This window comes from Brumimicrobium oceani (genome assembly GCF_003143775.1).
GTDB lineage: Bacteria > Bacteroidota > Bacteroidia > Flavobacteriales_D > Crocinitomicaceae > Brumimicrobium > Brumimicrobium oceani.
In genome coordinates, this window is sequence record NZ_QFRJ01000021.1 from 1 (window position 1) to 24,606 (window position 24,606).

At 35.0% G+C, this 24,606-nt stretch carries 14 protein-coding genes; 4 read left to right on the forward strand and 10 right to left on the reverse strand.

All coding sequences use genetic code 11. The features are described 5' to 3' along the window. Positions 1-240: 240 nt before the first annotated feature. From DIT68_RS15730 to DIT68_RS15745, 4 genes are all read right to left on the reverse strand, one after another. Positions 241-2,448, reverse strand: a complete 2,208-nt coding sequence (locus DIT68_RS15730) for a lamin tail domain-containing protein (RefSeq protein ID WP_109360785.1) — start codon at positions 2,446-2,448, stop codon at positions 241-243. Positions 2,449-3,276: 828 nt separating this feature from the next. Next, a complete protein-coding gene (locus DIT68_RS15735; RefSeq protein WP_109360786.1) occupies positions 3,277-4,839 on the reverse strand; it encodes a T9SS type A sorting domain-containing protein in 1,563 nt (520 codons plus the stop codon). Positions 4,840-4,845: 6 nt separating this feature from the next. Then, positions 4,846-6,882, reverse strand: coding sequence for a T9SS type A sorting domain-containing protein (locus DIT68_RS15740; protein ID WP_109360787.1), 2,037 nt, complete (start codon positions 6,880-6,882; stop codon positions 4,846-4,848). 21 nt (positions 6,883-6,903) lie between these two features. After that, entirely contained in the window at positions 6,904-7,995 is a 1,092-nt protein-coding gene (locus DIT68_RS15745) for a hypothetical protein (protein WP_109360788.1), read from the reverse strand. 134 nt (positions 7,996-8,129) lie between these two features. Here DIT68_RS15745 and DIT68_RS15750 point away from each other — a divergent pair, with 134 nt between their 5' ends. Continuing rightward, positions 8,130-10,925, forward strand: coding sequence for a sensor histidine kinase (locus tag DIT68_RS15750; protein WP_109360789.1), 2,796 nt, complete (start codon positions 8,130-8,132; stop codon positions 10,923-10,925). Next, entirely contained in the window at positions 10,918-11,640 is a 723-nt protein-coding gene (locus DIT68_RS15755; protein WP_109360790.1) for a LytR/AlgR family response regulator transcription factor, read from the forward strand. The genes DIT68_RS15750 and DIT68_RS15755 overlap by 8 nt, the downstream gene beginning before the upstream one ends. 113 nt (positions 11,641-11,753) lie before the next feature. On the opposite strand, the gene DIT68_RS15760 is transcribed toward DIT68_RS15755, so the two are convergent. Beyond that, positions 11,754-13,910, reverse strand: coding sequence for a prolyl oligopeptidase family serine peptidase (locus DIT68_RS15760; protein WP_109360808.1), 2,157 nt, complete (start codon positions 13,908-13,910; stop codon positions 11,754-11,756). A gap of 227 nt (positions 13,911-14,137) precedes the next feature. On the opposite strand from DIT68_RS15760, the gene DIT68_RS15765 reads away from it, so the two are divergent. Further along, positions 14,138-14,338, forward strand: coding sequence for a hypothetical protein (locus tag DIT68_RS15765; RefSeq protein WP_109360791.1), 201 nt, complete (start codon positions 14,138-14,140; stop codon positions 14,336-14,338). A gap of 3 nt (positions 14,339-14,341) precedes the next feature. Next, the gene (locus DIT68_RS15770; RefSeq protein WP_109360792.1) at positions 14,342-14,647 is read left to right on the forward strand and encodes a hypothetical protein; all 306 of its coding nucleotides are present in this window, start codon (positions 14,342-14,344) and stop codon (positions 14,645-14,647) included. Between the two features lie 482 nt (positions 14,648-15,129). Here DIT68_RS15770 and DIT68_RS15780 read toward each other — a convergent pair whose 3' ends face one another. The 5 genes from DIT68_RS15780 to DIT68_RS15800 all read right to left on the reverse strand — a co-directional run bounded on the left by DIT68_RS15780 (position 15,130) and on the right by DIT68_RS15800 (position 24,359). Beyond that, positions 15,130-17,130, reverse strand: a complete 2,001-nt coding sequence (locus DIT68_RS15780) for a urocanate hydratase (protein WP_109360794.1) — start codon at positions 17,128-17,130, stop codon at positions 15,130-15,132. A 149-nt stretch (positions 17,131-17,279) separates the two neighbouring features. Next, positions 17,280-19,904, reverse strand: a complete 2,625-nt coding sequence (locus tag DIT68_RS15785) for a valine--tRNA ligase (protein ID WP_109360795.1) — start codon at positions 19,902-19,904, stop codon at positions 17,280-17,282. Positions 19,905-20,263: 359 nt separating this feature from the next. Further along, positions 20,264-22,402, reverse strand: a complete 2,139-nt coding sequence (locus DIT68_RS15790; protein WP_109360796.1) for a two-component regulator propeller domain-containing protein — start codon at positions 22,400-22,402, stop codon at positions 20,264-20,266. A gap of 89 nt (positions 22,403-22,491) precedes the next feature. After that, entirely contained in the window at positions 22,492-24,030 is a 1,539-nt protein-coding gene (locus DIT68_RS15795) for a PspC domain-containing protein (protein ID WP_109360797.1), read from the reverse strand. Next, the gene (locus DIT68_RS15800) at positions 24,027-24,359 is read right to left on the reverse strand and encodes a PadR family transcriptional regulator (RefSeq protein WP_109360798.1); all 333 of its coding nucleotides are present in this window, start codon (positions 24,357-24,359) and stop codon (positions 24,027-24,029) included. The genes DIT68_RS15795 and DIT68_RS15800 overlap by 4 nt, the downstream gene beginning before the upstream one ends. Positions 24,360-24,606: the final 247 nt, after the last annotated feature.

The window sequence follows — 24,606 nt, forward strand, 5'->3', positions numbered from 1 at the left end:
TAAAATACTGTATTTTTGATACTCATAATTGGGTGTGCTAAAAGTGTATGTTTTTTATGTTTAAGCACTTTAAAAATAACACTTTGCACCCTTTTATCCTATCTTTCTATGAATTTTTCGGGTTAAAGCACAAACAAGAGATAGTTCACCTTACTATTCTAAACGAATTAATTCTATGACCAAAAGAAAAAAGCGTTTCCCAAATGAGAAACGCTTTTCTAAATTTATTAAAGTCAACTTTTATTGCTTTACGATCTTAAAGGTTTTTTGTGCTTTTTCGTTGTAAACACGTAATGTGTAAATTCCTTTTTGAAGATAATCAATTGAAATAGTCGCTTTCGACGTGTTGTTTAGCAAGTTATTTTCAACCAATACTACTCTACCATTCATATCTAAAATTTCCACTTTTAAAGATGAAGTGTTTGAAGGATTTAAGATTGATAAAACGCTTGTAGCTGGGTTTGGATATACAGAAATATCAGACATCATTTCTTGGTCGACACTCAAATAATCGCAACCTCCATCAACTACAACGCTATAAAAAGCTGTATCAGGATCACAGTTTAAAGAAGTGGATACAATATATCTGTATTCGTAAGTTCCTGCCAACGCTATCGAATTAACACCCGAAACTGATGTATTTGTAAAGTCTAACCATGTTCCTACAGTGCCCAAGCTACTTAACGTATCGAAATCTATTGGCTCATTCATACAAACAGTAACTGTATCTCCAGTTCCAGCATCATTTGGACTTTCAATTGTTAGATCCAATGTTACGATTGAATCACAACCATTCGCTGCTCCACCAACGATTGTTGACGTTGCTGTACTGTTTGAAGCAGTGTAAGTCATTCCATCAATCCAAGTGAAACTTCCACAAGCTGTTTGAATATCTGTTCCCGTTACTGCACTGTTGATTGTTAAATCTAGGGTCACAATTGAATCACAACCATTCGCCGCTCCACCAACGATTGTTGAAGTTGCTGTATTGTTTGAAGCAGTGTAAGTTACTCCATCAATCCAAGTATAACTTCCACAAGCTACCTGAACATCTGTTCCCGTTACTGCACTGTTGATTGTTAAATCTAGGGTCACAATTGAATCACAACCATTTGCCGCTCCACCAACGATTGTTGAAGTTGCTGTATTGTTTGAAGCAGTGTAAGTTACTCCATCAATCCAAGTATAACTTCCACAAGCTACCTGAACATCTGTTCCTGTTGTTGCGTTATTGATTGTTAAATCTAGGGTCACAATTGAATCACAACCATTTGCCGCTCCACCAACGATTGTTGACGTTGCTGTATTGTTTGAAGCAGTGTATATTACACCATCAATCCAAGTGAAACTTCCACAAGCTGTTTGAACATCTGTTCCTGTTGCAACTGGGTTGATTGTTAAATCTAAAGTTACTATTGAATCACAACCATTCGCTGCTCCACCAACGATTGTTGAAGTTGCTGTACTGTTTGAAGCAGTATATGTTACACCATCAATCCAAGTGAAACTTCCACAAGCTGTTTGAACATCTGTTCCTGTTGCAACTGGGTTAATTGTTAAATCTAAAGTTACAATTGAGTCACAACCATTTGCCGCTCCACCAACTATTGTTGAAGTTGCTGCGTTGTTTGAAGCAGTGTAAGTCATTCCATCAATCCATGTGAAACTTCCACAAGCTACCTGAACATCGGTTCCTATTGTTGCGTTGTTAATTGTTAAATCAATTGTCATAACAGAATCACATCCTGCTGCGTTTGGAATTGTATCCAAATATATTCCACTAGTTGTGTACACCTCATCTCCACTTGGCACTGTATAGCTAGCACATGCAACTGCTGTAAAAGATGATACAGAGTTACAAAGTGTTAAACAAACATTATCTGCTGCACCAGGACTAGCAAGGGCAACATTACCATTGATAGTAACACCACTATTTGTTGTTGAAGCAAACCAATTCGATCCATCATCATTGTCAGAATTTGGATCACACAAAACAAGGGAAGCACCACCTCCATCTGGATTACCAGAGGAAAATCCGCTAGGCCATACTCCACTGTCATCGTAATCCACCTGGTCCACAGTGATTCCTCCTGCATCTACTAGAACGATGTTTTCTCCTCCATTGGATAAACCACCTGAAGTCCATTCAATTGCAGTTGAATATCCAAATACATTTTGTATAGCTCCCGCGTCAACTGCGACTACTACGTATTCTCCCGGGTTCATTGTAACAGCGCCAAAGGTATGTGATACACCTTGAGAAAATGACCATCCAGTAAGATCAACATTCGTGATACCATTATTATAAAGTTCAATAAACTCTAATGAATCGGTACCTGACTCTGGTGGGTTATACATTATTTCAGTAATCACAATGTCTTGTGCAATTAATTCACTTGAAAAAGTGATCATTAATGCGGTTAGCATAAAAAGGTAAAGTTTCTTCATCTTAAATAAAGCTTGTTTTTATTCTCGCAATCTTGCGAAAATTTAATTAATATTTTTTTCGAGCTGTAAAGATAGAATGAAAAGTTAGAAGAACGACTTTTTGGATGTTACCAAATTGTGATGTCAGATAAGATTTAGGAACAATAACACTCTACAGCATCTAACTTGCTAAAAACGAGAGAATAGCGAGGCAAACCACATATGAGAAAAATATTATAATTAAAATTCTTTACCCATGGGTTTGGATTCAGCTTAGAATATCCAAACTTTTTAGAACTAGGTAGATTGAATTTCAATTAAAGTTCAAATTACTTCCAGACAAACCCTTCATCAATTCAGTTCTGGATTAAACTAATAAACGTAGAGCGTTTTATAATAAAAAAAGCTTATCTGGAATTTTACCAGTTGTTTGATATACTACAATAAAAAGTACTCTCTTTAACTTGGCCAGACCCTTCCATATTTGAAAATCTTAATTTTCAAATATGGAAGGATGACAGTTTTTTCCTCTCGCTTGAAATATGACCCTAGCCTAAAGTCATCCTGGTGTGAATTTCTTTTTTCAACTGGTTGGAAATAGAAATTTGCGAAGGATGTTGTCAGTTAACCGCTTATTCACATTATTGATAGGTTAGATATATTTACTGGTTAAGTATCGGATAGGCATTTAATAAAAAAACCAGTTACGCATGACTATGTAACTGGTTATATTCAATAATTACAAGGAATATCTGAGTAAAAATGAATCCATTATTTAACTTTGATCGTATTTTTATTCCAAATACAATTAAGCTTAGATTTAGATTTCTGGTTGTATTCAGTTAAAAATCATTTAACAATTTTACTAGATTGGCCTTTATGGTCAACATATTCAACATTAACGAAGTATACTCCTGCATCTAGCGCTGATAAGTCAGTCGTATAACTTTTCGAATTCACCTCATGTGATTCATAAACCACTTGACCCATCGCGTTGCTAATTACAACACTTTCAATTCTAGCATTCGACTTAATGTGTACTTCTTCAGTAAAAGGATTAGGAAACACGTTAAAATTAACATCTGCAACGCGCTCTATATTTGCTGTTTCATCATATTGATACGCACCAATCGAGAGGTTACCCTGCCCATCAAATCTTGGATTTCCAGCTAAATCAATTGTTGGATATTCTTGCCCATAAAATGAGTTATTTAAATATTGACTATCGTAGTAATTTAAATCTCCCGTAGTTTGATACGGCATTATTGGTGTGTAGTCTTCGCTGGCATAATCAGTAAATGGAGATGAATTAATGACTTGTGTATTTGACAAGTTCAAGTTATCTGCAAAATCCTGAACGTTTTGATTAGAACTCGTATTTGATGTATTCAATGTACCTGTTACACTACTACCATGTATACTCTCTCCAAATATATCTGTTACGCCAGGGTTATTATAGAAAATATTATTGTTTACAAATGCGTGAAGCGAACTCCCTCCACCTCCATGTTGATAGACGATAAGTGATGAAACATTATTTGCATTATTTCCGTTTTGTGGGTTGTTAACGAAGGTGTTGTTTGTCAAAAATAAATCAATATCACTACCACCATAGGCTGTAAACTTTGCACATGTGCCCATATGAAATGAAGACTCTGAAGTATTGTTTTTAAACAAGTTGTTTATAAAATGAACATCAGCATAAATACTGTTCGAACTTGTAATTCTAAATTCTATGGTGCTAGAAGTTGAAGCATCTGTATTAACATTATCCTCAATTCTATTATTAAACATGTAGAATCCACTAGTATTGAAATCAGTATAATACAATACTCCAGCTCTGCTATTCGCAACATTTTCTCTAATGATACAATTCGAAATTTGCAAGTTTTCAAGTGAGCTACTAATTACATTAATTCCACCGCCCGATTCAGTTGTACTATATGCACCTTCTATAATTAATCCGTCAAACAAAGCACGGTTAGTACTTTGAACTTTAAATACATGCGCTGCATTATCATGCATCATATATGGATTTGAACTACTTGGAGCTCCTATATCATTCCAACCTACATCTCCGCTTATAATAGTTGGGTGATTCTTTATATCCCTTTGATTAAGATCTGTTTCATTACCTGCAAACCCACCATATAATAGAGCATTATTATCCACTATGAAGCTTTGAGTATTGGATAATCTTGTGTAGAAGCCTTCTGCAATCCATATTTCTGATCCATTATAATTACTAGAACTTGCTACATGCAAAAGCGCGTCGTTTAAATCTGTGAAGGCATCTGCCCATGAACTTCCATCATTACTACCGGTAGCATCATCATCTACATATAATCTATTTAACGCTGAAGCCGACAAGCTTATTGCTATAGCCAAAAATGTTGTGTACAATTTTTTCATTTTCAATTATTTTTTGACTAACTTATATTTCGATTGAACCCCATCTGCTTCTATTGTTACAAAATAAACTCCAGGAGAATCGTTTAAGTTAAGATTTACTTTTTGTGTAGATTTATAACCATTAGAATATACTTCTTTTCCAGTAATGTCCGTAATGTAAATTGTTAAAGATTGAATCGTTTCTCCCAAGTCTATTGAGAATTCACCGTTTGTAGGATTAGGGTAAATGGAAATATTCAAAGCAGATTCAAAATCTTCAATTCCAGCTGTACCGCAATTTTCACTCCAAGATGCAGTTGCATCTTTAGTCCAACCAGAATTGGTTGTTGGATCAAAACCACTATCGTGTTGAATACAAGTTAAACTAGGGTTGTTTTCAGACTTCATGGCTGTAATATTACTATTGTTACCATTAGCCACATTTAAACTTGTTAAGTTGTTACCATTACACTCCAGATATGTTAATGCTGTATTTGCGCTTACATCTAAACTTGTTAATTGATTATTACGACATGACACCCAAGTTAAAGCTGTGTTAGAAGATAAATCTATGTTAGTTAATAGATTTGACGGGCAATCTAATACTGTTAAAGAAGTAAAAGCTTCAATTCCTGTAAGATCGCTAACACCTATGCCAGGCAAAAAAATGCTTCCTGTATAGGCTTGTGCTTCTGTTTCACAAATTTCACCATCTCCGTCTGTATCAATTACTCCTGTACCTGCAAAAAGTCCTCCTGTACCATGTTGTAATAACGCACCTTTAAAATTGGCATCTGGTATGTTTACAATGTTAGCACAGCTAGAATTACAATTTGTGCTCCAAGATGCAGTTGCATCTTTATTCCAACCTTGGCCTTGAGAATAAGGTACAGGTGTATAACCAGCATCATGTTGTATACAAGTTAGGTTAGGGTTGTTATGCGCAAACATTGTTGACATTAAATTGTTGTTTCCATTTGCAACATTTAAACTTGTTAATTGGTTAAGACTACAATCTAATCTAATTAAAGCTGTATTTGCTGAAACATCTAAGTTAGTTAAGTTATTTTGCATACAATTTAATTCTGTTATAGCAGTAAAAGCTTCAATTCCTGTAAGATCGTTTATCCCTTGACCAACTAAGAATATATTTCCTGTGTAGGCTTGCGCTTCTGATTCGCAAATTTCACCGTCTCCGTCAGTATCTATCGGGTAAATTCCTGGGCCTGTAATTATTGTACCAAGTTCTAGTAACCTAGTTTTAAAATTAGCATCTGGTATGTTTACAATGTTAGCACAGTTAGAAGAAGCGTTTTTCTCGTTATATAATGCAGTTATATCCGTTTGAGTAATAGGGAATTCATAAAAACGGAAATTGTCAATTTTTAAATCTTGAGATGTACCGTTTCCTGTTGCCTGTGAAGGTAAATAAATGTCTAAACCTCCAAAAACCCAAAGACTATATAAGCTAACTGGATATTGCTCATCCATAACTTCAACATCATCAAGATAGGTATGTAAATAATATTTTCCTTCAATCGCCGAATAAATCAATTTTACGGCTAAATGATGCCATTCGTTATCTAAATAACTTTCAAAAGAATTATACGAACCAGAAGGGCTTGTCCCAAAAGACGCTTGATCAACCGTTAAAGTATTAGTGTTATTGGCGTTATCAAGGACGTTAATTGTTAATCCATTACTACTACCTGGGTCTTTTAATTCTAATAACTTAAAATCACCAGTTCCTTGATTTGCTTTAAACCAAAAACTGACTACGTATTCTTTTACATTTCCAGAAAAAGTAATGTTTCCTACATTGCTAAGCGATGCTCCGTCAGGCGAAATAGCACTAGTTGCTGTTTCTATTCCTTGAACATAGCTAACTGTCCCTGATGATGTTAGACCTCCAGCGTTATATGTGCTTCCGCTCGTTTCTATTAAGTCATTATTGTCAAATTTATATTCTACAACTAAATCTTGTGTAGGTATTTGTTGGGCATTAAGCACTCCTCCCAAAGAAGAAAGAGCAATAGCCGATAATATTAGTATTGTTTTTTTCATCTTTTAATTTATTTAAGTTGATTAGTTTTTATATTTCATTGCATCATTTGGATTCACATAGTAGATTCTTTGGTCGTTATACAGCATATACGTTTTTCCAAAGTTTCCTCCTCCAACATAATCTTGAGCGATGTAAAAACCTTCGCGTTTATAATTACCTTGAGGTGTTTTCATTACCACAATAGCTTTGGCTACTCGTTTTAATGTTGCTCCAGTAAAAGGATGTTTTTTAATTTCCCAATCTGTTGAAGTCACATAAGCATAGATTACTTCTTCTTTCCATTTGTACCCTTTTGCAGTTCTTTGAATCAAAGCCAAAGCGTCAGATTTCAAAGCCGCGTCTTTCATTCCTTCTGCAGGCAATGGCTTCGCATCTTTAATTTCATCGTTTTTCCACATGGCACGTAATGCATCAAATTTCTCAAAAACAACTTGCGATGTGTACTCTACATTTTTTTGGTACTCTTTAAACTTCGTAGTGTCTTTGGCAGCGATGATGAAAGATTCTGGTGTAATATTGTTCATCCACTGGTGTCCAATCTCATCATTTTTATGGTATACATTAGCACCTATTAAAATTACACCTGGTTCTAACAATAAACATTCTGCATTATACCAAGAAGATGGTCCACCTGTCATTCCCATTTGAAACATTACATTTCCTTTGTCAGCAGATGACTTATATCGATCTGGCACCATTGCATAATTTGAGTTTCCTTCATCCCAATGAATTTGCATAGTGTGTTTTTCTTGGTCGTATTCAATTGCAAACCCTAAATAAGCTTTTGCAGTATCCTTACTGAAATGGTTGGCAGGTGCTTCAATGGCAAAGGTATTGATGTAATAATTTCCAGAGAAATCAATATCATCTGTATAATCTGCGGTGTGTACTCCTTTAATAATCATTTGACCGTTTTCTGCCACAAACAATCGATCATGGTCCGCATAAGTTTGCTCATCTAATTCTTTTTCACCAATAACAGGCATTGATGCAGACTTTACACTCGCTTTAGAATTCTCAATTTTGTTCTTTGCATTTTTTAGTGCACCAAGCTGAGCTGTGGAGTAACTACCAAGGCAAAGTAATGCGATAAACAGGGTGATCTTGTTCATTTTTCTTAGATTTTTATTTTAAATTCAGAGCAAATTAAACAAGAAGAGGTCAAATTATTTGTAAGCAATTGCTGAACAACAGATATAATTGCTAAACGACAAAACCATCGATTTTTTTTATATTAATTTTGAATATGTTTAAACATTACATAATAGCATTCATCACATTTTTACTTTGTTTCCCTCTATTTAGTCAGGAAAATGAACCAATGACTATTCCTATTGACTATGAACATTTCGGAACTGTATATGATATTGTCGAATATAAAGCCAAGAATGAAATATTGATTGCCTCAGAAAAAGGGCTATTCAGATATACAGGAAAAGTGCTATCACCACTTCACAGTGAATCAGAAGAAACTTTTCATAAAATATATTTACAAAAAGAAAAAGTCTATGCTTTAAGCTTCAATAATAGCATATATCGTCTAAAAAATGATAGTCTTTTATTTATTAAACATTTCGAAGAAAACATTAAAGACCTAATCGTGATTGAAGATTCGATATTTGTAACGACTCCGAATTCCCTTTTTGTAGGTCAAAAAGATAAGTTTACAAAAATCGATATTGGAACTGACTTTTATCATCATGGGTTTATCAAAACAAAAGGAGCTTATTTCTTAATCAGGCAAAGCTCAACCACAACGGACTTCTACAACCTTGAGAAGAAAAGTAAAACTGCCACGTCATTTAAAAAGACCATTCATAAAGTATTCACCACAGAAAAAAACAATTACCTAGTATCAGATAACATTGTCTATGAATTCGATCAAAAATCCAGTCAAATTAATATGCGATTTGATTTGCCAATTCGACTTTTAAATGTAAAACTTTACGACATCAAAATTCATGAAACTGGACTAATTACAATTGGACACAATGATGGATTATCGCTATGGAATCCTAAACAACAGAAATGGCAACATTATTACCGCGGAACACCAATTCATGCCGTATCATTCGACCAATTTGAGAATATTTGGCTCGGCACAAAATATGAAGGAGTTCTTCAAATTCCCTCGATTCATATTTTACAAAATGACATTAGTTCCATTCTCCAATGGAAAGAAAAAATTGTGACTTCTTATCTAACGAATGACTACTTGTTTTTAGGAACAAACCTTGGTTCGCTTATTTCATGGGATATTGCGCAAGGTATTAAGAAAGTAATTCACCTCAGTAAAAACGGTGAGGTTCAATCGATTGTCGGAAAGGATGACCTTCTATATGTTTATTGTGATCAGCTATTTAAAATTGATTTAACTACTCATACTGTAATTGAATCTGAAAATGTTCATTCTACTAAAGCTATTTTTGTTGACGACGAACTTTTTGTTGCTACTTCTGAAGATTTTCAAAATTTGACCAAAGCGATTAAAATAGACAAAGGGATATGGCATAATTCGATTCACTATTCTTCCGAAGAAGACCTATTTTATTTAGGGACAAAAACTGGTTTAAAAATTGTCAATCGCAATGACTTTTCAGTTGTTACCACAGTGGAAAAAGAACGAAACATCACAGAGGTACTTCGACTCAAAAAAGCACTTTACATGTTTGATTTCAACGGAGAAGCTGTTGGATTACGTTCGGGAAAAACAGCTCAATTACCGATAAGTAATATTCGAAATGTCACCCAGATAAATGGCGAAGAAGCCCTCTGCTATAATAAATCAGAAGTCGTTTTATTCAACGCAAAACTAAATCAAGGAAGAAAAATCAACTTTATCTCAACGCTAACAAAAGGGAAAGACATAGTAAACATTTCAAAAAGCAAAACTGATTTATACATCACAACTTTAAATAAGGTATATATTATTCAAAACTATTCGGAGTTCTTATACAAAACCACACCTGAAAATATAGCTCTGATCATCAACGGAAAGAATGGTAAAACAATTTCTGAAACTATTAATTTGTCCTATAAAAACAAAGGGATTGAATTATTTTTAAAATCAAATAAAGACTTGTCCTTCTTCACGCACTATGATTTATTTTATACCATCGGTGAACAGGAAGAAGAATGGACGAAAATATCCCCCAATCAACAAAATGCTTTCCAATTTAATTTAGCTTTCGTTCCTGAAGGAAATTCAGTTTTGCTATTTATGCTGAAAAACAACGATGTCAATCAAAAGTATAGCGTTAAAACTTATGTCAATTCTCCTTTTTACAAATCATATTGGTTTATCCTCATCATTTTTCTTTCCATTACTTTCTTATTGATTATCATTCAAAAAAGAAGGTTGAATTTGATGAAAAAAGAAAATCTAAAACGAATTCAAGAAGAACGATTAAAAACAAGATTGTTTAAATCAGAATTAACCGCAATTCGTTCACAAATGAATCCACATTTTGTCTTCAATACCCTTTCATCCATTCAATTGAAAATTGCGAAAAAAGAAACCAGTGCAGCCTTTAAAATGGTTCAGAAATTTTCTTCTTTAATGCGGGGTATTTTGAACTATTCACAGAAAGAATTGATATCCTTAAAGCAAGAGTTAGATATTCTCAATAACTATTTAGAATTAGAAAGAAATCGATTTGAAGAGGAGTTGATTATTGAGATGAATATCAATGAAGAAATGGATTTAGAAGACTTTAGAATACCGTCTTTAATCACACAACCCATTGCCGAGAATTCAATTCATCATGGATTAAAACATAAACATGGTGAAAAGAAGATCAGCATTACACTTCACAAAATTGACGATTTATCTTATTCCTTAGAAATCATCGATAATGGTATTGGAATAGAAAAAGCAAATCAAATTAACGCAGAAAATAAAAAGCCAGAATCTTTTGCGATGAAAGCCATTAGAAAGCGAATTTCATATATCAATTCCCTCAATGAAATAAGTGTTGATTTAGAAATTGCATCTAGTGATCAAGGAACGAAAACCACCATAAAAGTTATAGAATATGATTAAATATATTGTAATCGATGACGAACCTAACCCAAGAGAACTATTGATTTTTTCAATAGAAACACTCGGACTTCCGTACCAATTAGTAGGTGAGGCTAAAAGTTTATTGGAAGGCGTTGATTTAATTCGAAAAGAGAAGCCTGATGTTGTGTTTTTAGACATTCAAATGCCCGAACATATTGGACTCAAAATCAGATCATTTTTAAATGAAGAGGAATTCAATTTCAAATTGATTTTTGTCACGGCATACGATCAATATACGATTCAAGCAATTAGACTTTCTGCTTTCGATTATTTATTGAAACCAATAGATCACAATGAACTTTCGGAATGTATGAATCGCATTATTAACGAAAAGAAAGCGCAAAATACCTATCAACAACTCAAAACAATAGAAAATCAAAATGTAATTGTAATTAAATCACATGAGGGAACTTATTTTATCAATATTCAAGATATAATATCCATTACGGCAGATGGAATGTACAGCAAATTTCAATTGACTGACAAAGTTATTCTATCCTCAAAACCACTCAAGGTTTATGAACGAATACACGATAAATTATTTCGTTGTCACCGATCACATATTATCAATTTAGATCACATTGAAAAATTAGAAGGACAAAGTGTTGTACTCCAAGATCAAGAACAGTATCCTGTTTCACGTAATTATAAAACCGATTTGGTAGAAGCTTTGAAAGGTCGATTTGTTGATTAGATTAATTTAAATGGTAGCGATATAAATAAAAAAACCAGCTGCAAAGCAAAACTTCACAACTGGCTAATTTTAAAAGCTAAAATGAATACCCGATAACGTCGGATTTTTCATTTTTAATTCTTCATTCCTAATTCTTTCACTCCCATATTATAAAGTGTAAATCCATAAATATCGGCATATTGCTGAATCGTTTTGCTCACTGGAGTTCCAGCGCCGTGTCCAGCGTTTACTTCAATACGAATTAACATTGGTGCATCACCTCCGTTTTTCTTTTGTAATTCTGCGGCAAATTTAAATGAATGCGCAGGAACAACTCTATCGTCATGATCTCCTGTTGTAATCATTGTTGCTGGATAAGAAACTCCTTCTTTCACGTTGTGAACTGGAGAATATCCCAATAAATAATCCAACATTTCTGGAGAATCTTCAGCTGTTCCATAATCATAAGCCCAACCAGCACCTGCAGTAAATGTATGGTAACGAATCATGTCTAAAACACCAACGGCTGGCAATGCTACTTTTGCTAAATCTGGTTCTTGCGTCATTGTTGCTCCAACCAATAATCCACCGTTCGATCCACCACGTAACGCTAAGAAGTCAGATGATGTATATTGATTGTCTATTAAATACTGTGCTGCCGAAATGAAGTCATCAAACACATTTTGTTTTTGCATTTTCGTTCCTGCATTGTGCCATTCTTTTCCATATTCTCCTCCTCCACGAAGGTTTGGAACGGCATAGATTCCTCCATTTTCCATCCACACTACATTTGCAATCGAGAAAGAAGGTGTCAAACTCACGTTAAATCCACCGTAACCATAAAGAATCGTTGGATTCTTTCCATTCATTTCAATTCCTTTTTTGTGTGTAATAATCATTGGAACTTTCGTACCGTCTTTAGATGTATAAAATACCTGCTCTGAAACAAAGTCCTCTTGATTATAATCAATTTCTGGTCTCCAATAATCGTCTGATGCGCCCGTTTCTGGATCAAATTCGAATACACTTCCAGGCGTCGTGTAATTTGTGAAAGAATAATACAAAACTTCGTCTTCTTCTTTTCCTCCAAATCCACCTGCTGAACCAACTCCAGGAAGTTCAACTGAACGAATTAATTTTCCATCATAGTCATATTGTTTTACTTCAGAAATGGCATCTACCATATATTGTGCGAAGAAATATCCTGCTCCTTTCGAAATAGAAAGTACATTTTTCGTTTCTGGAATCACATCTATCCAGTTGTCCGTTGTTGGATTCGCGAATGTCGTTTTTACTAATCGCTTATTTGGTGCGTTTAAGTTGGTAGAGATATAGAATGTTTCATCTTTTGTTGTTACCACTCCAGCATCTTGATCATAACCAGTCACCAATGGCTTAATCTCTGCATTTTCTTTGGTTAAATCTAAAACGCTCAATTCATTTCCTGATGTTGAAACTGAACCAGAAATAAACAAGTATTTTCCGTCTTTAGAAACTGATCCTCCAACATATCTTCTTTTTTGCTCTTCCGTTGCTCCATAAATCACCTTGTCCTCCGACTGAGCAGTTCCTAATTTGTGGTAGTATAATTTGTGTTGGTCTGTTTTTGCAGATAATTCACTTCCTTTTGGCTTATCGTAACTGCTATAGAAGAATCCTTCGTTGTTTTTCCAAGAAAGTCCAGAGAATTTCACATCAATTAATGTGTCTTCAAGAATCTCTTTTTTCACCGCATCCATTACAATTACTTTTCTCCAATCTGAACCCCCTTCAGAAATAGCATAAGCGGCCAAAGTTCCATCTTCCGTGAAAGATAGTTGACCTAAAGACGTTGTTCCGTCTTCGGAAAAAGTATTTGGATCTAAGAAAACTTCTTCGTTTCCATCTGCATCTTTTCTGTAAACAACGTATTGATTTTGTAATCCGTCATTTTTAGAATAATAAACATAATCTCCTTTTTTAGAAGGTGCAGAAATTTTCTCGTAGTTCCACAATTCCGATAAACGATCTTTTAAATCATCGCGGTAAGGAATTTCATCAAGGTAGTCAAAAGTCACTTTATTTTGTGCTTTTACCCAATCTGCTGTTTCATCACTCATGTCGTCCTCTAACCAACGGTATGGATCTACAATAACTCTATCAAAAATAGTGTCGGCATCACTGCGTTCCTCTGTTTTTGGATACTCTAAAGTTGTTTTCATTTCTTCTTGTTCTAGATTACCCTCTTGCTCTTGGCTACATCCGATCAACAGACTTCCAAGAATTGGGATAACGAATAGTTTTTTATACATGTTGCTCTCTTTTTGAATTGGATAAAGATAAGGAAAATCTAGATATTCGAAGACCACAGGTTGGTTTGGTGCAAATAGGGATGACGGAACGCGGATGACACGGATGCTACAACAAGCTCAGCAGAGCTACAAGCAACGCGGATTTAAGCGGATTTTCTAAAAGAACACATTTTTCATAATGCCAAATCATTTTGCTAACTTTAATAATAAGTTTGTATATTTATAATATGAAAGAGATTACATTAAAAATACCTGAAGATAAGTTCGACTTTTTTATGGAGGTGTTTAATCAATTGGGATTAGAAACTTCTGATAAGGATTTTGAAATCCCTGAATGGCAGAAGGAAGTTGTTCTTGATAGAATTAAGAATGCTAAAGAGGAAGATTTCTTTTCTATCGATGATTTGGATAAAAAAATCAATTTGTAGATTTTGAAGCATAAATTCAACGTAGAAGCAAATGATCATGTTTATGGAGATATTCAAGAAGCGGTTAATTTCTATAATCAGAAAAAAGATTCACTTGGAACACGATTTTATAACTCTGCAAAAAGAGAAATGAATTCCTTGAAGAATGATGCACTTTTATATCAAATAAGATACGAGAATGTCCGATGCGTTAGAGTTAAAAACTTCCCATATTTAATCCATTACATAGTTAATCAAAAAACAAAAACAGTTCGTATTTATTCTATAGTTTCAATGCACAAAGACCCTAATGCAAACTGGGTAAGATAAATACATTTAACCCATAAACGAAATTACATTAAAAAAACCTGAAGATAAGTTCGACTTTTTTATGGAACTCTTTAATCAACTAGGACTAGAAACTTCTGATAAGGGTTTTGAAATCCCTGAATGGCAGAAGGAAATTATTCTAGAGCGAACTAAGAAGAACAAAAAGGAAGATTTAATTCCTTGGGAAGAAGTTAGGAAGCCATTTAAATTTAAAAGTTAACTTCAAAAATAGTCATCCAATTCCGGTAACTTCGACAAGCTCAGTCACCGGAGCGTTACCTCGTTGACTGAGCCCGTCCGAAGGCAACAATCATAAGGCAAGCTTTGAAAAAATTAATACATTGAAAAAATCATTAATCTTTTTCAACAAAAAACGTGTATTTCCACAAACATTACCACAATATTTTAAAAATGGAAAGGGACGGTTTGCAAACCGTCCCTACGTAATTCCTTTTTAAATATGTTTTTTGTTTGGATGTTTTTTACTCTCCGAACAAAGAGTCATCCACCAAATTCGGTACCGTAACTTTCAACAAGGGTTCCATTTCCATGGCACGTTTTATTGCAAAAGTTGCGCCTTCGTTTCTGGCCCAGTTTCTTCTTGCGATTCCGTTGTTTACATCCCAATGCAACATTGATTTTAATCTTCTGTCTGCATCTGCTGTTCCATCAAGTAACATTCCGAAACCACCGTTAATGACTTCTCCCCAACCTACTCCACCACCATTGTGAATAGAAACCCAAGTTGCACCTCGGAAAGAATCCCCGATTACGTTTTGAATCGCCATGTCGGCAGTGAATTTTGAACCGTCGTATATGTTTGAAGTCTCTCTGTACGGTGAATCAGTTCCTGAAACATCGTGGTGATCTCTTCCCAAAATAACTGGTCCAATTTCTCCTTTCTCTATGGCTTTATTGAATGCTTCAGCGATTTTCATTCTTCCCAATGCATCAGCGTATAAGATTCTCGCTTGTGATCCCACAACCAATTTATTTTCTTGTGCGCCTTTAATCCATTGAATATTATCTGCCATTTGTTGCTGAATTTCAGCTGGACTGTCTTTCTGTAATTCTTCTAAAACTTGACATGCAATTTCGTCTGTTTTCAATAAATCTGCTGGGTCGTTAGATGCACAAACCCATCTGAAAGGTCCGAAACCATAATCAAAACACATAGGCCCCATGATGTCTTGAACATAAGATGGATATTTGAAATCAATTCCGTTTTCTGCCATGATATCTGCTCCAGCTCGTGACGCTTCTAATAAAAAGGCGTTTCCGTAATCAAAGAAATAAGTTCCATTTGCTGTGTGATTATTTACAGCATTCGCATGACGAACAAGTGTTTTTTGAACTTCTTTTTTGAATTGCTCTGGGTTTTCTGCCATCATTTTGTTGGACTCTTCCAAAGAGAAACCAACTGGATAATATCCTCCAGCCCATGGATTATGCAATGAAGTTTGGTCAGACCCTAAGTCAACTTTCACGTTTTCTTTATCAAATCTCTCCCAAACATCAACGATATTTCCTTGGTAAGCAATAGAAATGACTTCCTTGTTTGCTTTTGCAACTTTTACTCGGGTAACCAATTCATCTAAATCTGAAATTACCTCATCTACCCAACCTTGAGAATGGCGTGTATGCGTTGCTTTTTCGTTGATTTCGGCGCAAACGGTAATACAACCTGCAATATTCCCTGCTTTTGGTTGTGCTCCTGACATTCCGCCTAATCCTGATGTAAGGAATAATTTTCCTGTCAGATCCTCTCCATTTTCGGAAATTTTTCTTCCAGCATTCAATACGGTGATTGTTGTTCCATGCACAATTCCTTGCGGTCCTATGTACATAAAAGAACCCGCGGTCATTTGTCCGTATTGCGTTACGCCAAGTGCGTTAAACTTCTCCCAATCATCTTGCTTAGAATAATTTGGAATCATCATTCCGTTGGTAACCACAACTCTTGGTGCGTCTTTATGTGATGGAAAAAGCCCCATTGGGTGACCAGAATACATTGCTAAAGTCTGCTCCTCCGTCATTTCAGACAAATATTTCATTGTTAAACGATATTGTGCCCAGTTTTGGAATACTGCTCCGTTTCCTCCGTAAGTAATTAACTCATGTGGATGTTGAGCTACTGCGTAATCCAAGTTGTTATGGATCATCAACATGATTGCTTTTGCTTGGTCACATTTCCCCGGATATTCTTTGATATCTCTAGCGTGTAGTTTATAATCTGGTCGGTAGCGGTGCATGTAAATACGTCCATAAGTCGCTAATTCCTCCTTAAACTCTGGCAGCAATTCTGCGTGTTGCTCAGAAGGAAAATAACGCAAAGCATTTTTCAACGCTAGCTTTTCTTCCTCTTTACTCAGAATTTGCTTTCTTTTTGGTGCATGATTAACAGATGAATCATACGGTTTAGCAGGTGGAATTACTGATGGAATTCCTTCCTGAATGTCTTTTTGAATATCTTCTAAAACCATGTTTTATTGTTTTTAATTTTATTTAATATCACCCCTTCAAGGTTAGTTTGACTTTTGCTATTTTAAGCCAAGGATTTACATCCTTAGCTAAAATATATCATCCCTTCAGGATTTCAATTCCAAAAAAATATTGTTTTGGAGAATCTCTCCTACCCCAAATTTTTCATTTTCTCTTCAAGGATATTAATCTTTTCTTGGGCATCAGCTAACTTTTTCTTTTCGATTGCTACAACTGCTTCTGGTGCATTATTCACGAATCTTTCGTTCCCCAATTTCTTTTGAACAGATTTCATAAATCCTTTCGTGTATTCTAATTCTTCTTTCACTTTCGCAATTTCTGCTTCAACATCTACTGTATCTCCAAATGGAATATAGAATGAAGTGTTTTTAACGATAAATGAAAATGCGTTTGCCATTTTTTCATCTATATAAGAAAGTGCTGAAACATTTGCCATTTTAACAAGAACAGGGTCCATTTGTTCTGGGTGATTGCTACTTTTTACAATTCCTAATTCAATTTCAATCTTATTGGCAATGTTGTTTTGCTTACGAATATTACGAATGTTAGAAATAACCTCTGATGTCGTTTTAAAGTTGTTCAATAAGGTTTCGTCTACTTTTCCTGCTTCTGGCCAAGTTGCCACAATGATGTCTTCTCCTTCTTTTCTATCCCCTAACAAATGCCAAATTTCTTCAGAAATAAATGGCGTGAATGGGTGAATAATTTTCATCAATTTCTCGAAGAAAGCAATTGTCTGTGCTTTTGTTTTGGCATCAATTGGTTGTTGATATGCTGGTTTAATCATTTCCAAATACCAAGAACAGAAATCGTCCCAAACCAATTTGTAAGATGCCATTAAAGCATCAGAAATTCTAAATTTCTCGAATTGATCGTTGATGTGAATTAAGGTTTCATTGAGTTTACTTTCGAACCAATCCACTGCAATTGCAGAAGATTTTGGTTGTTCGATTTCTGCAACTTCCCAAGAACTTACCAAGCGGAATGCATTCCAAATTTTATTGGTGAAGTTTCTTCCCTGCTCACACTGACTTGTATCGAATGGCAAATCATTTCCTGCTGGCGATGAAACCAACATTCCAATCCTTACCCCATCTGCTCCGAAATCTTCAATTAGTTTAATTGGGTCTGGTGAATTCCCCAATGATTTAGACATTTTACGGCCTAATTTATCACGAACAATTCCAGTATAATAAACGTTTTTGAATGGTTTTTCGTCCATCCATTCGTATCCAGCAATAATCATTCTTGCCACCCAGAAGAACATAATTTCTGGAGCAGTTACGATATCATTTGTTGGATAATAGTATTTAATTTCTTCGTTGTTTGGGTTTGTTAATCCATCAAAAACAGAAATTGGCCACAACCAGCTAGAGAACCAAGTATCCAAAACATCTTCGTCTTGTTTTAATTCTACTTCTGTAATTACTCTTCCTGCTTTTTCATTGGCTAATTTCAAGGCTTCTTCTTGCGTTTTAGCCACTACAAAATCGTTTTCGTCTTCTCCAAAATACCACGCTGGAATTCTGTGTCCCCACCACAATTGTCTAGAAATACACCAATCTTTGATGTTTTCCATCCAGTGACGGTAGGTATTTTTCATGTTGTCTGGATAGAATTTAATGTCTCCATTCATAACATGTTCCAATGCTGGTTCAGAAATATTTTTCATATCCACAAACCACTGCAAAGAAAGACGCGGTTCAATTACAGCATCCGTTCTTTCAGAAAAACCAAGTTTATTGATGTGGTCTTCCACTTTCACCATGAAATCTTTCTCTTCTAATTCCTTGGCAATTGCTTTTCTGGCTTCAAAACGATCCATTCCTTCATAATGCAATCCTTTTTCGTTCAACGTTCCATCAGAATTTAGAATATCGATTACTTCCAAGTTGTGACGTTCACCCATTTCGTGGTCATTCACATCATGCGCTGGCGTAATTTTCAAACATCCTGTTCCAAACTCCATATCTACATAATCGTCTTGGATAATTGGAATAGCACGATTTGAAATAGGAACAATTGCTTTTTTTCCCACTAAATTTACATAACGAACATCGTTTGGGTTCACACAAATTGCGGTATCTCCCAAAATTGTTTCAGGACGCGTTGTGGCGATGGTCAACCATTCATCCGTTCCTTCAATTTGGTAACGAACGTTGTACAATTTAGAATTCACTTCTTTGTGAATTACCTCTTCATCAGAAAGCGCCGTTTTTGCAGACGGATCCCAGTTCACCATTCTTACACCGCGGTAAATCTTTCCTTTTTTATATAAATCAATGAAAATATCCTCCACAGATTCAGCATAACTTTCATCCATTGTGAAAGAAGTACGCTCCCAATCACAAGAAGCTCCTAACTTCTTCAGTTGATCAAGAATAATTCCTCCGTGCTTTTCCTTCCATTCCCAAGCGTGTTCCATGAATTCATCACGGGTTAAGTCGGATTTTTTAATTCCCTCTCCACGCAATTTATTCACCACTTTTGCCTCAGTTGCAATAGAAGCATGGTCTGTTCCAGGAACCCAACAAGCGTTTTTTCCTTGCATACGTGCACGACGAATCAAAACATCTTGAATGGTATTGTTTAGCATGTGTCCCATGTGTAAAACTCCCGTCACGTTTGGCGGCGGAATTACAATGGTATAAGGTTCTCTATCATCTGGTTCACTGTGGAAGTAATTTTTCTCCATCCAGTGTTTGTACCATTTCTCTTCAGACTTTTGTGACTCGTATGTTTTTGGAATTTCCATGCTTAATTTCTTGTTTGATACAAAGATAATTAAACAGTGATAAATGTTAAGGTAAACGCTTGAATAAATGTTTTGGAAGGGTAATTTGAAATTACGAATTTCGGAATGTGAGATTGGATAGGTTTGTGGCGCAAGGTTGGGATGACGGAACGCGGATGACGCGGATGCTTTGGGCTTACGCAGCAGAACTACAAGCAACGCGGATTAAAGGCGGATTTTTAATGTTTTGAGTTAAAATAAGGATGGATAAAAGGCAATCTTCTCAGATTTATCCAATTGGTCAGTCAGTGTCTGACCAATTCATTTTATCAATTAGTCAACAGCTTGTTGACCAAATACAAAGGCCTTCTTTAATCAACTCAATTCCTAATCACTTTCCCTTTTTCAACAATTCTATTATCATTGACAACATTATAAAAATACATTCCTTTTTCATTCAACATTGGCGTTATTTGAGTACTCATTTTATCTAGTTCAAAAGTCCCAACCTTTCTTCCGCTAATATCATAGAACACTAATGAAGAACCAATAAGACGGTTTTCAATATCGATATTTAATTTATCGTTGAACGGAACTGGGTAAACGTTAATTTCGTAATCGTTCGGTTTTAGGGTGTTTTTATAGACACTTAGGTTTACACCGTTAGGATTGTAAACAGCTAATCCTCCGCCACCTGTCCCCATCCAAACGTTTCCTAAATCATCAAATTCGAAGTCATAAACAACATCATGTGGAAGTCCAGAGTTTTCAGGTGTCATTATCGACCAATTCCCACCATCCAAAAGCACAACGCCAGAACCTGTTCCAATCCAAATATTGTTTTGGTTATCAACTCCCAAAGACGAAATAAAGTTGGTTGGTAAAATTGAATTTGATGGATTGTAAGTCGTCCAATTTGTCCCATCAAACATTGTAACACCGTAATGACGTGTCCCAATCCATAAATCACCTTGATGATCAAATTCTAAATTGGAGATATGCTCTAAAGGAACGCCTGTATTGGCAGTAGTATATTCAACCCAATTTGTACCATCAAACTTTATTAAACCACCAATTTCAGTTCCTAGCCATATATTATTAGAATTATCTACAGCAATATCATTTACAGTGGTATGAGGCAACATGGAATTTGTGGTGTCATAAACTACCCAAATGAGTCCATCATATTTCGCCAACCATCCTAAAGATGAAAACCACATATTTCCTAATGAATCTAGGGTTGCGACGGAAACATGATTTTCAGGGAGATCAGAATTTGTGGCATTATAAATTGTTGTGTTTCCGTTTTTAAAACTCCCAATTCCGCCATACAATCCTAACCATATAGTTATATCATTTTGGACATTCAACCATTTAATACCGGTACTTTGTGGATATGCTTCCCAATTATTATCCTTCAAGGACAGCAGTTGTTTGTCCCCTCCTGAATCTCCAATCCATAATTTCCCATTTCCACCCAAATCAATATCATCCATATAATTCCCTTTTAAAGGAGAATTTGAAATATCATGATAAATGGTTGTTGAATCATTAAATTGAATAATCTGTGAGTCAGACCAAGCTCCATCAAGCATCCATTTATCTCCATTGGAAGTAATTTGCAAATCCCCATTTAAAAAAGAGGGTAAACTTGAATTTGTTGAATTATATTCAATCCAGTTAGTTCCATTAAACTTGATTAGACCGCTTTCTAAACCTGAGTCTTCTCTCCATAAACTCCATATTTCATCATTATATATCTCTAATTGCTTAATCTTACCTTTAGGGAGAGCAGAGTTGTATATCGTATAATTTACCCAAGTTTGTCCATCAAATTTAGAGATTCCGAGATAAGAGGACAGCCAAATCACATCGTTTTCATCAATAGCTATATCCGAAATATAATTATCGATTATCTGAGAATTATTAATGAGAAAAAACGTTGCTGTTGTGCCATCAAATTTTATTAATCCAAGACCTTCTGGTGTCATCCAGACATCTCCATTGCTGTCAAAAACAAAATCGCCTAAAACACCTGGTAAGGCTGGCTGTCCTGAACTGTAGGTGTTATAAACTGTCCAATTGAATCCATCAAACTTTATTAGATTTTTTAAATCAGAAGTAACCATCCAAACTTCGCCATTTACATTTTCTCTAACATAAGCAAAATTAGAATCTGGAATAGCAGAATTTGTTCGGGTGTAACTTGTCCATTGCGTACCATCATATTTTGAGATACCTTTATCTTCAATACTAAACCATAAATTTCCATTTTCTGCGCTGCTCACTCCTGTTAAGTTAACACCAGGCAAGTCAGTATTGAAGCTTAAATAATGTTTCACTACAGCCGTAGTTTGATCTATTGCAACCCCACCTCCTTCTGTGGCCAACAATAATTTATTACCAGCGGCAGCCAAACCATAAATGTTATCGTTATTGGTGAAATTTGCCCAATTTTCAGTCTGAGCGTTCAACATATTAAAGGCGAATATCGAGAATATTAGAAGGTATTTTTTCATAGTGTTGATTTTTAGTTCTTATCTCCTTAACGTGAAATTAAAATTAAAGGTTGGGAAAATTCCGCATTTGACCTATCAAAAAAATAATATTATAACCCTCTATACTCCATCCCCAACTGTGTAGCTTCCCAAACTGAAGTTTGCTCCAAAAACTCATCATTAAATCTTGTTCTGGTTTGTAATCTGATCGGATAATCTTCTAGATTTCCGTTGAGTATAATTCTTTTTCCAATTGGAACATAAATTTTCAAAAACACTTTTTGACCTCTCATTTTGCTCTCAATTGGGAATCCATATTTACCGGACACATTCAACACGTTGCCTTCCTGTTCTATATCAAACTTAATTTCCTCCGAATTTTCTTTGGCAGTTTTTAAAGAACCTCCATTACTTCTTTTTTCAATAGAATAATAAAATAATGAATCTGATGTTGGTAAAACTTCAATTCTAGCATAACCTAAATTGACCTCATTTTGGGTAATGGATATAAATTGATCAAAATCGTAATCCATTGAATTCGTAATCAATAAATCATCTTCAAAAATATTCACTTGCACTTCGGGAAAAACGCCTTCTACATAGGTTTTTTCATGAGATTTATAGGTTTCTTTAAAATCAAATCCAGTCCTTATTCCAAGAAAAGACAGTCCAATAATGGCAATAAACCAAATAATTAGCAGAGTTAAAACAAAGGTCCTAGACTTTGGTTTTTGATTAAAAAGCAACATTCCTCCTGCAAGAACAATGAAAATCAATGGAATTATGGATACAGTAAAAATTAACCATGCAGCTAATACAGACGAAGTGAAAATCAGACCAATGATGGAATTTATATCACCATCTATAACTTCATTGTTTAAAAAGAAAAAACTATAGTCAGCTAAAAAAAACAGTGTCAAGGAAATCAAGCCCAAGACTCCCACTAAGAAAAGTACAAAACCTATTACCCGCCCTATCGCTTTGGCAATATTTGATATGGGATTATCTTTTTTTTTAAAAGAATTTTTCACTGAGTTTGAAGCCCTCTTAAATCCTGTTTTCGCTTCATTAGTAACTGATTCTGCAAAAGCACGAAAATTATCCAAGTTTGCGGATTGACCTTTCATTTGTAATTTTTGAGCTGTTGTTCTAGCTTCAGGAATCGCAATCCAGGCAATAATATAAATCAAAACTCCAGAACCTCCAGCAAGAACTAAGACAATCCATAAAACACGAATTAAAACAGGATCAATATTGAAATAATGTGCCAAACCAGCAGAAACCCCTCCTAACATTCCTTCATCTGTATCTCTGTACAAACGTTTTGAACCTTGTTCTTGATGATAATCATTATGGTGAAAAAACTCCTCATCTTCTCCGTCATAATTTTCATCAAACTGATTTGGAGACCCCATTATAACCATCACTTCCTCAACATCGGCAAGCGTTACGACTTCCTTGTTTTTATTTAGACGCTCCTGAAACAGTTCAGCAATTCGTACCTCAATATCTGACACCATTTCCTCTACCCCTTGCTGACTGGAGAATACACGCTTAATATCTAAAATATATTGTCTTAAAACTTGATATGCATCTTCTTCGATATGATACACCATACCTGCAAGATTTATTGTTGTTGTTTTTTTCATAGTGACTTATTTTCTAATTGGTTTACTGCATTACTTAATACACCCCATGTTAATTTTAACTCTGTTAAAAACTCAACACCAGGTTTTGTTAATTCATAATACTTTCTGGGTGGTCCTGCACTGGATTCCTCCCAACGATAATCTAATAACTCTGCATTTTTTAATCGTGTCAATAAAGGATATAGCGTGCCTTCGACAACTATTAATTCAGCTTCTTTTAAATGCTCAATAATTTCTGAAGGATAACATTCTTTATTTGAGAGTATCGACAATACACAATACTCCAAAATTCCTTTTCGCATTTGTGCTTTAGTGTTCTCTACCTTCATGTTTTTGAATAAATGTTTCTGCAAATATACAAACAATATAGTACTATGCAATACAAGGTACTATATATTTTAAAATAAACCTTCAAAAATATAATGATAATGAGAAGTAAAAGCACTGGAGTGACGGCTAAAATTGGATTCACGATGCTAAATAGTGGTTGGTCGGAAACAGACGAATTTTATAAAATAGATTATTTTTGATGAGAGTTGAATTTATTTTTATGAGGTGATGCCTTAGCATCAGGCG